Below are 15,698 nucleotides of genomic sequence, written 5' to 3'. Positions count from 1 at the left end.
AGAAAAGCAGTTGGAAAAAGCCTTACAACAAAATGAGTTAATGACTCAAAATCTAACTGAGTTAACACAACAACTCAAACACGTAAATGAAGAATTGGCCCTTCAACGCGAACAGAACCAGTACCTTCTCCAACAATTGTTTGGACGCAAAAAGGAGACTTTGTCTCCTGAAAAAATTCATCCCAACCAAACGGATTTTTTTGAGGATGACCCATCTTTTAGTTGGCCAGAGCAGACTGGCAGCCAAAGCGAAGAAGAAACAATCGAAGAAAATCCTGTTCATCGTCATAAGAAGAAAGGTCATCAAAAAGAAAAACTCGCTCACTTACCAGTTGTTGAGCATCTATACCGTGAAGAAAATTGTACTTGTCCTCAATGTGCTTCTGCCATGAAAGAAATGGGAAAAGAAGTCGTACGTGAAGAGGTCGTATACATTCCTGCCCGCTTAGAGAATCATCGGCATATTCGATGGGCCTATTCCTGCCCATCTTGCGAAAAATACGGAGAAACATCTATCATAAAAGCTGAAGTACCGAAACCTCCACTCAGCGGCTCTTTCGCTTCTGCTTCTCTTATTGCAGAAACCATTTACCAAAAGTTTCAACAAAAAGTCCCTACTTACCGTCAGGAAGCCCATTGGAAGATGATGAATTTTGATATCAAACGCACCAAGATTTCCAATTGGCATAAAAAAACCAGTGAGTATTATTTTGAACCGTTGGTTCAGCTATTGAAGAAAGCCTTATTGGAAGAAGAGGTGCTTCATGCGGATGAGACAACTTTCAATGTTTTGGATAGCCATCGAACAAAGGATTACGTCTGGCTCTTCAGCTCGGGACGGTATGCGGAGAAGAAAATCCACATTTACAAACATGGACCTTCCAGAGGAAGCGAGGTTCTCGAAAACTTTTTAGCTGGTTATAAAGGATACCTTCACTCGGATGGGTATTCCTCTTACGGGAAACTCACTGATGTTACGTCCATTGGCTGTTTTGCTCATGTTCGAAGGAAATTCTATGATGCTCTTCCCGCCGAAGAAGGGGAAAAGAAAAGTACTTCACGGTTAGCCGTGGAGAAATGCGATGCTATCTTTCAAGAGGAAAAGAAACTGGCAGACCTGACGGTCGAGGAACGGCAATTAAAAAGGTGGGAGTTTGTGCAGCCAAAACTTGAAGAATTTTTTGGGTGGCTTCGAACACTGAATCCGATGATCAAAGGAAAAATCGGAACAGCTATTTCCTACGCATTAAAACAGGAAGTAAAAGTATTGAATTTTCTGAGAGATGGTCGCTTAGTGCTTTCCAATAACTTAGCAGAACGCGGCATAAAAACACTCGTCATGGGGCGGAAGAATTGGCTGTTTGCGGCTACCACCGAAGGTGCTCACGCCAACGCAGCCATCTTGAGTCTGCAAGAAACAGCAAAAGCCAATGGATTGAATCCACAAAAATATTTTGATTATCTCCTGACACACCTGCCAAATCAAAAAAACACACTTTTGGAGGCTTATTTGCCATGGGCTCCAAAAGTGCAGATAAATTGTCATTAAAACGCACATGATATTCAATCATTTGGACACCTCTCAGTATAGAGGTATCCTTTTCCATTTTCTAGGTACCTTTCTATTAGGCGCTTACAATGTAACTCCAGAATCTTACGATATTGAATCATAAAAAAACCTCCTGTATATAGTGTCATGCTTTTAGACATGCAATATTATTATACAGAAGGTTTCTTTTTATATTTAGTTATATAGTTTGAGTGGTTCTCATATCCACAATAGCTGGCTCTATTCCCCGCAACTACTGGCTCAATTTTCCGCACACGTGGCTCTATTTAAACGCAATATTCAATAGATATCAAATGAATATTTGGAAGTGAAATATATAAACTTATTATCAAATATATTCAAAACAGATTTAATACTTAAAATGTCATAAAGGCCTAAACCAATAAACAAGGCATAAGAAAAGTAATAAGTAGTCGGCGGATACTTGGCAGCACTAGTCAATGTAAAACCAATTCTGACCATCAAAAAACAAATACCATAAAAAATGCAGCAACCATTAGTCGCAATTGTTTTTGTGTCAATAATTTCAATCTAATTCCAATAGCAGCCATAACCATATAACCAATATTATAAAGGAATATGTTGTTGTACAAAGTAAGTGCCTTTCCCTCAAAGAGGAAATCTAGTTCTGTTAGACCCAAGTAAACGAAATAAATCATTAGATATATGAAAAAATAAATTTTAGTGTTTTGTATTTTCTTACTTATCTTTAAAAGTAATGGGTTGGCAAAAGAAATTACTAAAAAAACCATAATAATCCATACAAATCCTATTCCTTTTATAAAAAAGTAAGAACTAATAATATCCTTTAAAGAAAAAACAAATTTCTCTGATCCCGTTATAAGATAACCTAAAAACATAAGACAAAAAAATAAAGTTAATATTTTCCAAGTAGGCATAGCTAATCTTTTAATTCTCTTAAAAATATATTGTTTATAAGAAAAGCGTTTTTCAGGGCTGCTAAGAAAAAAAAAGTCCCCATCAATAACGCCATCATAGACACATCAAAGCTTCTTAATTGCAAGATAATAGCATGGACATTAATATGCGCCACAATCACTCCTAACATGGCCAATGCTCTAATAATATCTATTCTTTTATCTCTCTCCTTTTTTTCTTCCAAAAATACATGCCTCCTAAAACATTTACATGAAAAGCATTCCAATGTTTTCATGTAAATGATTCAACAAACTATAAGATAATTATTTTGTTAAATCATAAATTTTTTGTTGAGAGCTTTTTACTTTGTAATAAAGTCTAAAAATACTTTGTAATTCAAAATATTTTTTATTTTTCAAAAGATTTAATTGCAGTTTTTGCTTCTTATTCAAATCAATATTATCATATTTCACCATTAAGCTTTTATAAGGTTCCTTGTTAATACTTTTATCTAACTGATTAATACGTTCTTTTTTTGGACTGGGATTATCCTTGTGGAAATAATGTAATTTAATAGATTCTAATAAAAAGGTAGCTCTAAAATTATCATATGCCTTATAAAATCGTATATCTTTATTGTTTAACTGACAAAATTTAAACAGTTCATTAATCAAGGCATCATATATTTGAGGATTTTTCGCAAAACGGTGACATATAGATTCATTGTGTATTCTATAATAATAAAATTCTTCTTTTAAATACATTATATTTCCTGCTTTTTCTATAGCATGTAAATTAAAGACAGCATCTTGTGCTCTTCTTAAACTCGCAACAAAACGAATATTGTTTCTATTTAAAAATTCTCGTCTATAAACACAATTCCAGACTGCTCCAAAAAACATTGGGTATTTCTCTGTCTCTTCTTTATCTTTCATAATAGCTAATTCAATAGACTCAAATTCTGATTTTTTAAATTGAATGCTTTCTGAATTCCCGTACATATGATTATAATATTTATTACCAATATAATCTGCATACCCAAAAGAAATAATATCTTGTTCATTAGAAAAATGCTTTTGGATATTTTCAGCCATATTTAAAGATACCCAGTCATCAGAGTCAATAAAAGCGATCCACTCGCCTTGTGCAATCTCAATTCCTTTATTGCGTGCAACTCCTGCCCCACTATTCTTTTGGTGTATGACTTGAATCCGAGAATCATAATTCGCATATCCATCACATAGTTTTTCAGTTCCATTAGTAGAACCATCATCAACGATAATGATTTCAATATCCCTGTATGTTTGTTGGATTATTGAATCTATACTTTTTTTCAGATAAGTTTCTTTAGTATTATAAGTTATAATAATGAAAGATACTTTAGGATTATTCATATAATAATCAAACCTCATTCTTTATTTAATTTGTAAAATAATTGAATTTAGATATTTTGGATCATCATTTTCTTCAATTGCTGTGTCTTGTAAATTTGAAGCTTCGTTGACATATTTTCCTTTTATAGGAACTTTTTGTAAAGATTTCATTAAATACCATTCGTATTCTATATCTATATGGCCAATATCAATTGCTTGAAGTCCAACTAAAGATAAGTCATATGCTAATATAGTCGCTGTTGGTCCTAATGCAATTAATATTAAATCATTTTTAGTTGTACTACTTTTTATTGAATTAATAATTACGTCATATTTATCAAATGCATTTGTTGATGGGCAAAGAATTCGCTTAATTGAAGAAGCATTATCAAATAAATCATTATTTATACCTAGACGCGTTTTTTCTCCCTCAATAATCAATAGATTTCTCTCATTCCAAATACCTTTAAGTAATTCAAAACGTTCTCCTATATTTTCTTTGTCTTTATAATCCATATAGGGTCTAGTAATATTGGTATTGTAATAATCCTTGCCTGGCTTTAGAAATGAAATCCATTTATATCTAAATTTCCCCATAAATATTTCCCACCATAGTTTAGCTTCTTCAGTATATTGATTCAAATCTCCGAATACGTCTGTTAAGCATACTATATGATTTTTTTCATCAGTTTTTATAATCTCGATCAATCTATTTTTTAATTGAGGCGAATTCTTTTGAAAAGATTGTTGATTTCTATTTGCCATCCATTTGAATTCTCCATCACCATATCTACTAACAGCTACTTTATCTGTTATTATTTTATCTATAGTTTCTTCAATACTATAGATTTTTGGATTTTTAGATGAATGTTTAGTAATCTTATATATATTTTTAAAAATAAAATTTTTTAAATTTTCAAACATGACAATCATCCTTTCAATAATAATAAAATCAAAAACACTTTTTTAATCACTTTACTATAACAGAAAATATTACCTCGAAAGTGTAATTCTCTTAAATATTTTTTTCTTTTTACCAGTACTATATGGAACTAGAAGTTCATCCTTCTCTCTATATAACATAGCGATAAGTAGAATCAATATTTCAAATTTCAATAACATAGTTTCCATGATCCCTACACAAAGAAAACCTAAAATAATGAGAGCTTCTCTAAAAGTAATGTACTCAGCTCCTTTAACAACCTTGTAAAAAAGGAAAAAATAAATAACACTAAAAATGATTCCCTTTCCAAGCAACATATGAAGAAAAGCATTATCGAACATCAATTTTTCAATTTCTGAGCTTCCCAATAAAGTAATACCATAGGTCTGTAAAGCATTACTATAGATAACGAGCCTACCTGATAATAAATTATTAATCCAAGTAATTTCAGTTAATCTAACCATCAACAAAGATATAACTGTAAAGAACAGTGGTAATAATGCTAAAATATTAACCATTTTTTTTGTTAAAGTTATATGTAATTTATTTTTAAAAATATAAAATAATGAACATATCATAAAAACAATAAGGGTAGATGTACGGGACACCGTCACTGAGTAAAGTAAGTATGTAATTACTAGAATTGGTATAATCTTAGTCATATTACTTTTACTTAGCCCCTTAGAAAATAAAGCCATAACTAAAATTAACCACTTGAGCATAGCTTGGTTAGAATGATAATATCCTAGACTCATCCTTGGATAAGACTTTCCTTCTAACGGTCTCCATATTGTTGTATCATAATCAATATTTAATCCAAATAAAAAATAAAAAGAAGTTATTAATAAAAAGATTATTATCGAAAGATTGATGTATAAATCAATATTAATTAACTTAGGATTTGATTTAGCAATTAAATATAAAAACAATAATACAATTAATGATATTTTGTTTGGTTGCCATGTTACTACTGTAATAAAACTACTTAAAGAAATTATAAGTAGAAAAACTTTATTAAAGTTTATCCCTGGTTTAAAAAAACGAAAAAAACCAAGTAATAAAATGACTGCTGCTAACAACATATTATTAACACTATCTTCAAGAAAAACTAAATTGCTAAAAATCAAAACTAAAATAATTGCTAAATCAAATGTTTTAAAATCTAAATTAATTACTTTTTTGAAATTCAATTTTTCACCTACTTTTTGTTAACTATTTTATTTATAATTCTTGATAAGTCATTATTAAACTTTTCGTTGTTGTTTGTTACACCTTTTTCTAATTTCTCTACAATAATATCATAATCTAGGATAGCCTGACCTAAATCATTAATATCATAAATGGGAATAACATTCGCTTGTCTTTCTTCTAAAGCTTTTAAGAAAGACACTTGATGATTATTTACATGTTCGTTGTTCTCATATTTCCTCGGTACTACAATAGGAACTTTACCAATTTGTAATGGCATCATAATACTGGATGGACCTCCATGAGTGATAATGATTCGAGCTTTTTCAACATTAGTAATCATTTCGTTATAAGATAATAGTCTTTTAGTTTTACAATTTTTTGTATTGTAATCAGAATAACCGCTTTGTATAATTATTTCCTCTTCAATATTATTTTCTAAAGAAAAGTCATCTATATACCTTATTAATCTATTAAATTGTTGTTCATGTGTACCAACTGTAATAAATATCATTTTTTCACCTTCTTTTAAATTAAAAAATACTTCCTAAATTAGTTGCTTTAGGATAAACTTCTAACATTTCTTCCCACTGAACAATAAATATATCAGTAATAGGATATACTAATTTACCCGTTAAAGTTGGTTTGTCTATACGATCATATACTTCTATATAAATCAATTTTTTTCTCATTAACTTTGCAAGATAAAAAAACGGAACAGCTACAGCCGCTCCAGAAGAAATAATAAAATCTGGTCTTTCTTTTAATAATACATTTACAGCTAAAAAGGTGTTTTTTATTAAATTTTTAACGTTTCTATTCGTAGGATAATAACAATTATAAACTTTTTCTCCTTCTAAAAGGCTTTTAGCATCCTCTTTATCAAAGGTTACCCAAAATCTATTTTTATTTTCCCAGAAAGGCTTCAGCATATATAGATGTGTCAGATGTCCACCACTTGAGCCTACTAAACAAACCTTTATATTTTTGTTACTATTTAGCTTTTTGCTCATAATTATATATATCTCCTAATTGAATATTTAATCTCTTTATCTTTCTTAGTATTGAATATCAATATGATCATTTTTATTCGCCAAAAATTTTTTATCTTTATTAAATTGTTTCTTATAGAAAGATAATTTTTTTAATATAAAATAAGGATTTAATAATTTCCAATCGAAAATTTTGATATTATTTTTCTGCATCAATACAAAAGTCTTTAATATATTGACATAACCTATTTTATAATAAAAACCATTTAATAGCATAGAACGTCCAATTAATTCAAGACTGTCATAACTATCTTTAGGTAATCCTTCTTTCAAAAAATTAGATTGTCTAATAAAAGCTTGTAGGCGTGAGTTATAAACATCTAAAGAAACTTGTGTAGTTAGGCTCCCTTTTTTTCTAGTTATACAATAAATTTTTTTATGGGTTACTTCATATTTTTTCATATAGTATCCTACTTTAGTTGAAAATAAAACATCATTTGAAGCTATTACTTCATCAAATTTTATATGATGCGTTTCAATTAATTTTCTTTTTATTAATTTTGACCAGGGTGCAAAAAATTTAAATTTAAGATCAAGGCTGTTCTTATAGTTAGGAAATGAAATATAATTATCGATTAAAGTTTCATAAGCTAAATGACGTGTTGATACTTTACCAGATTCTATTTCGATGCTAGTAGGAGTAAAAAATATTACATCATTCTCAGATTCAAGGTAATTCGAAATTGTGTTGTAAAATTTTTCAATAAAGTAATCATCTGAATCAGCAAATAAAATCCATTCTCCTTTAGCATAATTAAGACCTATATTTCTACAAGCGCCTGCTCCTTTGTTTTCACTAGTATTTCTAAGAAAAAGTATGTTTTTTCTTTTTATAGTTTTTGCTAATTTATCATAACTTTCGTTATCAAATGTGCTTCTATCATCAACAATAATAATTTGAATTTCTGGTATCTCAGGAATAGTACTGAGCAGATATTTCAAAGAAAATATTGAATTATAATGAGGTATGATTATTGAGATTTTATACATATTTTTCTCCTCTTAAAATATAATATAAGATAAGATCAGCCATGAGCTACAAAAACTTCACTTTTTCTTTCAGTTTACCCACTAATAAAAATGTCACTTCTTCTTTTAATAAAAATAACATAATAAAATAAACTGAAGCCCCAAATAAAGCAGATAATAGGAGCTCTACAAATGGATTAATTATTATACTTTTTATTAGAAAAATAATTAAACCCATTACTAATGCAGAAAAACAATATTTATAAAAGTTTTTATTTACTATATTAATATCTTTATATTGGATAAGCTCTTTAATAATAAATATTCTACTTAATACTGCAAATAATTCTGATACTACTGATGTAACGGCAGCGCCATTAAAACTATATCGTGGTATTAAAACAATATTTAAAAGCACACTTAGTATACTAGTTAAAATTGCTGCTACTAATCCATAACGTTCATTTCCGGTTGGTACTAAAAATTGGTTTTGTAAAAAAGATGATAATGGTCCTAGTATAATTATTGGAGAAATAATTTGTAAAAGACTAGTCGCTCCTATAAATTGGTTGCCTCCTAAAATATACATAATATTAGAAGAAAGGAACATAATTCCTATAGTTAAAGGTATCGTTATCCACAAAATAAAATTAGGCACAACGTTAATAAGATCAGCAAATTTTTTCTTATCAGTATTCATATAATAAGAAGCTCTTGGAAGTGTAACATTACTTATAGAAGTAGCTAGTGCTTTGGCTGCTGCAGTGATAGTTTTACTCCTATTCATATATGCAACAGCAGCACTCGTTGATAATAGTCCCAACAATGTTTGGTCTAAATTAGTATATAAACTTACGATTAATGTAAGACTAAAAAATATTGATAATCTGGGGATGTGCTTTAGTAAAGCTACATTCTTAAAACTGAATTTAACAAATTTTCTACTATAAATAACGTTTAAAATTCCACTTAAGCTAGTAGCTAAAATACTTATAAGTCCATAAATTGTATAATCCTGACTATTTCTTATAAAAATAAATATAGAAATAATAGATATAACTTTAAACATAACGTTTCTAATTGTAATATATCCATATTCTTCTAGACCTTGATAAAACCAATCAATAGAAAACATATTTAATAATAATGTTAAAGACATAATACCATATAAAGTCAAATCACTTTGGAATCGAGTCATATAGAGAATAATAACTATATAAATAAAAAACATTAGTAAAGACATTATGGTATTAATAATCATAATTTCTGAAAACACCTTATTTAAAGCGCTTTGATCATTTTTATTCTTTGCAATCTCTCTAACACCATATGTTGCTGTACCAAATGCAGCAATTATGACAAACCAATTTACAAACGATGCAGCAAAATTTACTAGGCCTAAATTAGATGCTCCTAAAACCCTTGAAACATAGGGTGCAGTTATAAGCGGGAAAAGTATATTAAGACCTGTATAAATAGAATTGAATATAACGTTTTTTACCAGTGATTTTTCTTTCAAAATTTACTCTCCTACTCCTAAAAATATATTTCTCTATTAACTTTATGAGTTTTGAGAGAAAATATTTTTTAAACATGTGCGCGAAAATGAACTATTTAAATATTTCTCTAACACTAAACCAAATTAATTTTAATATGTTAATCAGTAGTTGTTTTGTTTTTCCAAAGCTTAAATATTTATTTTTCAGGTAGTACTCTTCTTTTTATATTTAGCAATCCACTTCTTATTCTAGTTACTAGTTTTGGACTAATTCCTTTTGCTAAAAGGAATATAAAAAAACTATTTATTTTCTTAATATATTGAGAAAAAATATAATTTTGGTGATTTTTAATATTATCTAACAATTCTTTGATTTCAGCTTTATATTCTTCTTCTAGTTTACTATTATATATTTTTTCAATAAAATCATATGAGGTTTGAATCAGTCGTGAATAAGCCGCTTCATCATATTTACATCCATTATTTATTGAAAAATCTACCATAAACTTAATACTTTCCAATCCCTCTAAATATTCTTTTTTAAAAGCTCCATTAGTAATATTCTGATTACTTTGATAATACATATATAAATTTTCACCATTATATACTACTCGTTGGCTTTTTAAAAATAATTTATTGCCTATGTAAACATCTTCCATATAACTTAAACTTTCGGGGAAAAAAATATCTTTGAATAATTCCGAACGAAACATTTTATCCCACATAAATCCTTTAAATAACCTACTTGAAAACCATTCTTTTATTGCATCCTCATATCCTAAAATTTTTAATGTATCAGGGTTCGACATTTTTTGCACTTTACCATTATCCCAATACATACTGTAACCAATAATAGAAATATCTGCTTCATATTTCTCAATGTTTGTAACTAAAGTTTCTATTGTATTATTTTCTATATAATCATCGGAATCAATAAAATAAATATATTTACCCTTACTAGCCTTTAGTCCTGTATTACGAGCATGTGAAACACCTAAATTCTCGCCAGTATATATATCGATTCTTTCATCAATATTCTCGAAACCACGACAAATTGAAAGGCTTTGATCTGTAGAACCATCATCTATTAGTAAAATTTGAAGATTTTCGTATGTTTGATCAACTATACTTTGGATCGTTTTCTTTATTTTCTTTTGACTATTATAGATAGGTATAATTACTGATACTAATTCTGACATTCTAAAATCCTATTCTTAGTTTTTTATTTTCAACTTAAGTTTTTCGTAGCTGTCTTCCCCAAATAATTTATTAATAGTTTTTTTGCTTATTTTTTTTAATGGTATCAAATAAAATTCAAATTTTCTTAGAATTTTATTTGAATTTTTCCAACTTCCCTCAAACCAATGGATTGAATAAGTATTTTTGGTTATATTTAATTTCATACTTCCTGGTTTTAACGGACAAAAATAGTCAATAGGATATATTGATAATTCTTTAATGTTTTGAAACTCATCATTATTTTGATAACCATGTTCTTGTAAATATTTTGTGGTTATTTCTACACAAGTAACCTCATTTGGCTTACCATTGACAAAAAATTCCATTTTATCGTATATATCTCTTAAATCTTTAACTATTGGTAGCCCTTTTTCTGATCCTACCCCAAGCCCTGTAGATATGCTATCAACACCTTCTTTTCCAACAAAAGCTTTGTTTTTAAGTAATGGGTCCAAATTTTTTATTAATTCAACATCTGTATCCAGATATATACCACCGTGATTATATAATATATCTAGACGTGCATAATCACTTACAAAAGCCCATTTTTTACTATTATATGCTTGTTTTATATATTCATTTTGATCAATATTATAATTTGTTTCATTCCATTGAATTATTTCATATTCTGGACAAACTTTTTTCCAACTTTCTATACATTTAAGCACGCTTTCAGTTGGTTCACCACCACCAAACCAACAATAGTGAATTTTTTTAGGAATCATAGTAATTCCTCCCTATTTATATATTTTTTTATTCGTTTCTGCTGTGCTTTAAAGGTAATTTCCATAAATTGCCTAACATATAATTATATTTATTAGGATATATTAATTCATAACCTGAACCATTAGTAAAAGTCATTTCTCCAAAGTAAATTTTGTCATCAACATTGTATAAATCAACACGAACGTGTGAGAAATTTTGACATAATTTTTCAGCTATTTCAAGCATTTTTTCAAAATTCTTTGGTTTTTCAATGGTATAATCTGTATTTTTATAATTGTGTTGAATCCAGGGCTGCAATTCCCATTGAGTATTATATACGTTACGCCTGTGATCTTCAAATCTACCAACGTCAACCCAGCAATAATATACTTTTCCATCAAAACACATAAATTTATAATCTACTAACTCACCGTTACTATCTTCTATATACTTTTCGCAAACAATAAGAGGTTTTATATTTTTATAATGTAGTTGTAATCCATATATATAAGCATAATTTTTTTTAATCCATTTATTGAATTTTTTTTTCGCAAGGTTATATTCAAAATTCACTTTATTTTTTACTACTATATTCCATCCTGAAGCATGATTGGCTTTTAAAACAAATGAATTAGGTAATTTATCAAATTCAATGTCTTCAAATTTTTCCCAAACACCATATATTGGTATTAAATATTCGGAACCTATTTTTTGCTTTACCCATTCTCTTACTAAATGTTTATCTGTTAACTCCGTTTTAAGTGGAGTATTCTCATATAATTTTGCCCATTGCATTTTTTCCGTATAAGTTTTAGGATTATCAAGATTTAAATCAAAGCCCGTTTTCTTTTTATATTCTTCTTCTATATTCAACTTATATTTGTTAGGTGTTAAATTCTTTAAATATAAATAAGATTTTCTGCTTATTATACCATTCCGAATCCTAAATAATATACTAAAGTGCTTTTTTAAAAATACTTTCAAAACTACGCCTCCAAATTAAACTGATTCTCTTCTATGATTTGCTACTTTAAAAATACAAATCTCAATACTCTGCTATGACTTTTTCCATAATATAAAACTTTAATCTTGATTATAAAATCCCCAATATTAATAAATAGGATAAAAAGTTTGAATCAATTGTATCCAAATTTTTATCAAATTGAGAAATTGGAAAGGAACATTTGAAAAAAATTCTGCTTTATTATATTCTCTATTTCTGCTATAGAGAGGAATGTATAATCACAAGTAGAAAGGAAATTAAAGTGACTCATATTTAATCAACAACTTCAATTTATTCTATATTGCCATAAATCATGTTTCTTTACTAAGTAATCTTTTGATAATTAATAATGCAATTTCTATTCATATTGTCCTCAAAATACTTATATTCTTTTAATTAATGATATGTAACAATCTTATTTCATAAAAATATTAGTAAGCGTTTTGATGGCTAATAACTTCTTTAATAGTTCTAAAAAGTAATTTAAAATCTAGTCTTATAGATCTTAACTGAATATATTTTAAATCTAAAGCGACCATTTCTTGGAATGTTAATGAATTTCTTCCACTGACTTGCCATAAACCTGTAATTCCAGGAATAACCAAAAGTCTTTGCTTATCAAAATCACTGTAAGTCGCTACTTCTCTTGGCAGTGCCGGCCTTGGTCCAACGAGACTCATGTTTCCTAATAGCACATTAAATAATTGAGGTAGTTCATCGATACTACATTTACGGATAAATTTTCCTATGCGAGTAATACGAGGATCTTCTCGCATTTTAAACATCGAGCCTTCGATTTCATTCAATTCCAATAGACTTGCCAACTTTGTTTCAGCATCAGCATACATTGAACGGAACTTAAACATTTTAAATAACTCTCCGTTTTTCCCTACTCTTATTTGCGAAAAAACAATGGGACCATTCGGATCATCAATTTTAATTATAATTGCAACAATTAAAAACAAAGGAACTAAGATACTTAAACCAGCTAATGCTAGAATAACATCAATGAATCTTTTTGTTATGTTATAACTGATCCTTTCTCTTATTTCAATTTTCAGATCTTCTTTAACATATAACTCCTCCGAGATCATATATTTCTTCCCCTTTCTTGGTTCCTTAATAGTCATCTATAAAACAAATATTTATGACATAATATTCCCGGTATCTACAAGAAAGAATTCCATTAAAATAATGTTTTCTCAAAATTGAATTCTTTATACCTATTAAGATTCATATCAAAACACTTAGAATTAAGCATCTTTTTATTTGGTTAAAAACAGCTTTGATAATATTTGATAGACTTTTCCTAATAATCTTTTTTTTGATTTAAGCGCTATGCCATTGTTAATCATTACTTATTTGTTCTTTCAAAATAAGTAATTGATAGGAAAACTACCTGTCAATTACTTACATATTCTCTTACATTTTTATACTCTAACCCTTTTTTAATTATTAGAAATATTACTTTAATTAAAAAACGCAAAATTACAGGTTATTCCAATAATTAGGTGATAGAGGAATAATCGTTTTACTAAGGAACCAATCTTTAAAAGCTTGTCGGAGGTTTCACCATTTTTTTAACCAATGTCTTTTTTATTTTTGTTGCGCTTATTTCATTTAAAGAGTTCTTATCATAATACTACATGTTATCAATATTAATTGTTTTCAGCACTCTTTTACCGATCTCGGTTCCTTCTCCTAGAAATAAGATTAAACGTGACAATGCAAATTGAATATATTAATTACTCCTTTTCTCCGTAATAATAATAGTAATTATCACCTAATAACTCCACACGATTAAAAATAGCTCCAATTATGTTGGCATCTACCATTTCCAAAAATTCTTTCGATTTTAGTACCATCTCTTTATCAGCTCCGCCTTTATTGATAACAAAAATCGTGCCATCGACTTTACTAGCCATAATTTGTGCATCTGTTACGGCTATCACTGGTGGCATATCAAAAATAATTAAATCAAATAATTCTTCAAATTCTTTCATCAATTGATCCATGCGTTTAGAAGCTAATAATTCTGAAGGGTTCGGTGGAATGATACCACTGGTAATAACAAACAGTCCCTCTGTTGGCGTTCGGTGAGCAATATCACCAATACTAATGTTGCGTTCTGTTAGCAAAGTAGTCAAACCATCACTGTTGGTTAGGCGGAAAGTTTTATGAACAGTTGGTTTCCTCATATCTGCATCCACTAATAAAACACGCTTTCCTTGCATCGCAAACGTCACGGCCAGATTAGCTGAAATTGTTGATTTCCCTGCTCCTGGTCCTGCCGACGTCACTATCATGGTTTGCAAATCATTATCGACCATCGAGAATTGAATGTTGGTACGGATGGTACGGAATTGTTCTGCTATTACTGAACTAGGTCTTGTTAATGTAATCAAACTAGGACGTTCATTGTTCAATTCTTTAGGTTTCTTTTTAAACACTTCTCTTCACCTCTTATACTCTACTTTGAGCTCTTCGTGTATTTTTTTGTTTAGCTGTTTCTACTGTTGACACTAATTCTGCTTGAGTCATTTCAGAGACATTTCCTAAGCTTGTCCAACCCAATTCTTCTGTAATAAATCGTTCGTCTCGGACAGTTTTATCCATAAATTCAATTAAAAATACTGCAATGGCCCCAATTATCAACCCGCTTAACAAACCGATAATTAAGTTTAGCGAATTGTTGGGAGAAATTTGATTATTATTAGGAACAGCTTCAGAAATAATAGTTACGTTTTCCACATTCATAATATTACCGATTTCGTTTTGAAAAGTTGTTGCGACTTCATTGGCTATTTCAGCTGCGTCTAAAGGACTTACATCCGTTACTACCAACGAAAAAACTTGTGAATTAGCTTGTGTCTCAATTTCGATTTTGTCTGATAGTTGAGCTGTCGTCAAATTTGTTTCCAATCTTTCACTAACTTGATTTAAAATAACTGGACCTTTAATAATATCTTTATATGTATTGATCATTTGGATATTTGTGTTGATATCATTCAATTGCATACCTTCTGCTGATTCTGTTGTACGGTTGACCAATATTTGGGCGGATGAACTGTAATTCGGTGTTGCTATAAAAAAAGTAAAGCCAGCCGCTAAGATAATTCCTATTAAACCTATACTAATAATCATCGTCATTCTTTTCTTTAAAATAGCGAATAATTCCGCTAAACTAATTTCTTCTTCCATGATTTCCTCCTACACATACCCTTTTAAATTTTATTCTTTCTTCTTTTCAAATAAATACTTCCATAGTATATCATAATG

General features: G+C 29.0%; 15 protein-coding genes. 1 reads left to right on the top strand and 14 read right to left on the bottom strand.

Going from position 1 to position 15,698, the window contains the following annotated elements; all coding sequences use genetic code 11:
- The first annotated feature begins 10 nt into the window (after positions 1-10).
- Positions 11-1,549, top strand: a complete 1,539-nt coding sequence (gene tnpC, locus BR87_RS00315; protein ID WP_169741123.1) for an IS66 family transposase — start codon at positions 11-13, stop codon at positions 1,547-1,549.
- Between the two features lie 922 nt (positions 1,550-2,471).
- Here tnpC and BR87_RS00305 read toward each other — a convergent pair.
- From BR87_RS00305 to BR87_RS00240, 14 genes are all read right to left on the bottom strand, one after another.
- Complete coding sequence (locus BR87_RS00305; RefSeq protein ID WP_035027336.1) at positions 2,472-2,693, bottom strand: hypothetical protein; 222 nt, start codon at positions 2,691-2,693, stop codon at positions 2,472-2,474.
- Positions 2,694-2,772: 79 nt separating this feature from the next.
- A complete protein-coding gene (locus BR87_RS00300; protein ID WP_035027334.1) occupies positions 2,773-3,843 on the bottom strand; it encodes a glycosyltransferase family 2 protein in 1,071 nt (356 codons plus the stop codon).
- 21 nt (positions 3,844-3,864) lie between these two features.
- Positions 3,865-4,746: an SP_1767 family glycosyltransferase gene (locus tag BR87_RS00295; protein WP_051929577.1), complete on the bottom strand. Its 882-nt coding sequence runs from the start codon at positions 4,744-4,746 to the stop codon at positions 3,865-3,867.
- Positions 4,747-4,815: 69 nt separating this feature from the next.
- Positions 4,816-5,955 (bottom strand): hypothetical protein, encoded by a 1,140-nt coding sequence (locus BR87_RS00290; RefSeq protein WP_035027330.1) that lies wholly within the window; start codon positions 5,953-5,955, stop codon positions 4,816-4,818.
- Between the two features lie 8 nt (positions 5,956-5,963).
- Entirely contained in the window at positions 5,964-6,467 is a 504-nt protein-coding gene (locus tag BR87_RS00285; protein WP_035027328.1) for a glycosyltransferase, read from the bottom strand.
- Between the two features lie 19 nt (positions 6,468-6,486).
- On the bottom strand, positions 6,487-6,936 hold the full coding sequence (gene pssD / locus BR87_RS00280) for a PssD/Cps14F family polysaccharide biosynthesis glycosyltransferase (RefSeq protein WP_035032603.1): 450 nt from the start codon (positions 6,934-6,936) through the stop codon (positions 6,487-6,489).
- Positions 6,937-7,011: 75 nt separating this feature from the next.
- Complete coding sequence (locus tag BR87_RS00275; protein ID WP_035027326.1) at positions 7,012-7,995, bottom strand: glycosyltransferase family 2 protein; 984 nt, start codon at positions 7,993-7,995, stop codon at positions 7,012-7,014.
- Positions 7,996-8,041: 46 nt separating this feature from the next.
- A complete protein-coding gene (locus BR87_RS00270; RefSeq protein WP_035027324.1) occupies positions 8,042-9,493 on the bottom strand; it encodes a flippase in 1,452 nt (483 codons plus the stop codon).
- 176 nt (positions 9,494-9,669) lie between these two features.
- Positions 9,670-10,671, bottom strand: a complete 1,002-nt coding sequence (locus BR87_RS00265; protein WP_051929575.1) for a glycosyltransferase family 2 protein — start codon at positions 10,669-10,671, stop codon at positions 9,670-9,672.
- Positions 10,672-10,686: 15 nt separating this feature from the next.
- Positions 10,687-11,436 (bottom strand): glycosyltransferase family 32 protein, encoded by a 750-nt coding sequence (locus BR87_RS00260; RefSeq protein ID WP_035027322.1) that lies wholly within the window; start codon positions 11,434-11,436, stop codon positions 10,687-10,689.
- A 28-nt stretch (positions 11,437-11,464) separates the two neighbouring features.
- A complete protein-coding gene (locus BR87_RS00255) occupies positions 11,465-12,400 on the bottom strand; it encodes an ATP-grasp fold amidoligase family protein (protein WP_084683533.1) in 936 nt (311 codons plus the stop codon).
- A 450-nt stretch (positions 12,401-12,850) separates the two neighbouring features.
- Positions 12,851-13,513 carry a sugar transferase gene (locus tag BR87_RS00250; RefSeq protein WP_156959057.1) on the bottom strand — a complete coding sequence of 221 codons (663 nt, stop codon included), beginning with the start codon at positions 13,511-13,513 and terminating at the stop codon, positions 12,851-12,853.
- A 651-nt stretch (positions 13,514-14,164) separates the two neighbouring features.
- Entirely contained in the window at positions 14,165-14,869 is a 705-nt protein-coding gene (locus BR87_RS00245; protein WP_035027318.1) for a CpsD/CapB family tyrosine-protein kinase, read from the bottom strand.
- A gap of 13 nt (positions 14,870-14,882) precedes the next feature.
- The gene (locus BR87_RS00240) at positions 14,883-15,620 is read right to left on the bottom strand and encodes a YveK family protein (protein ID WP_035027316.1); all 738 of its coding nucleotides are present in this window, start codon (positions 15,618-15,620) and stop codon (positions 14,883-14,885) included.
- Between the last annotated feature and the right edge of the window lie 78 nt (positions 15,621-15,698).

Source organism: Carnobacterium mobile DSM 4848, from assembly GCF_000744825.1.
Classification (GTDB): Bacteria; Bacillota; Bacilli; order Lactobacillales; family Carnobacteriaceae; genus Carnobacterium_A; species Carnobacterium_A mobile.
The sequence above is the reverse complement of the archived record's forward strand: the minus strand, read 5'-3'. Positions and strand labels throughout refer to the sequence as shown.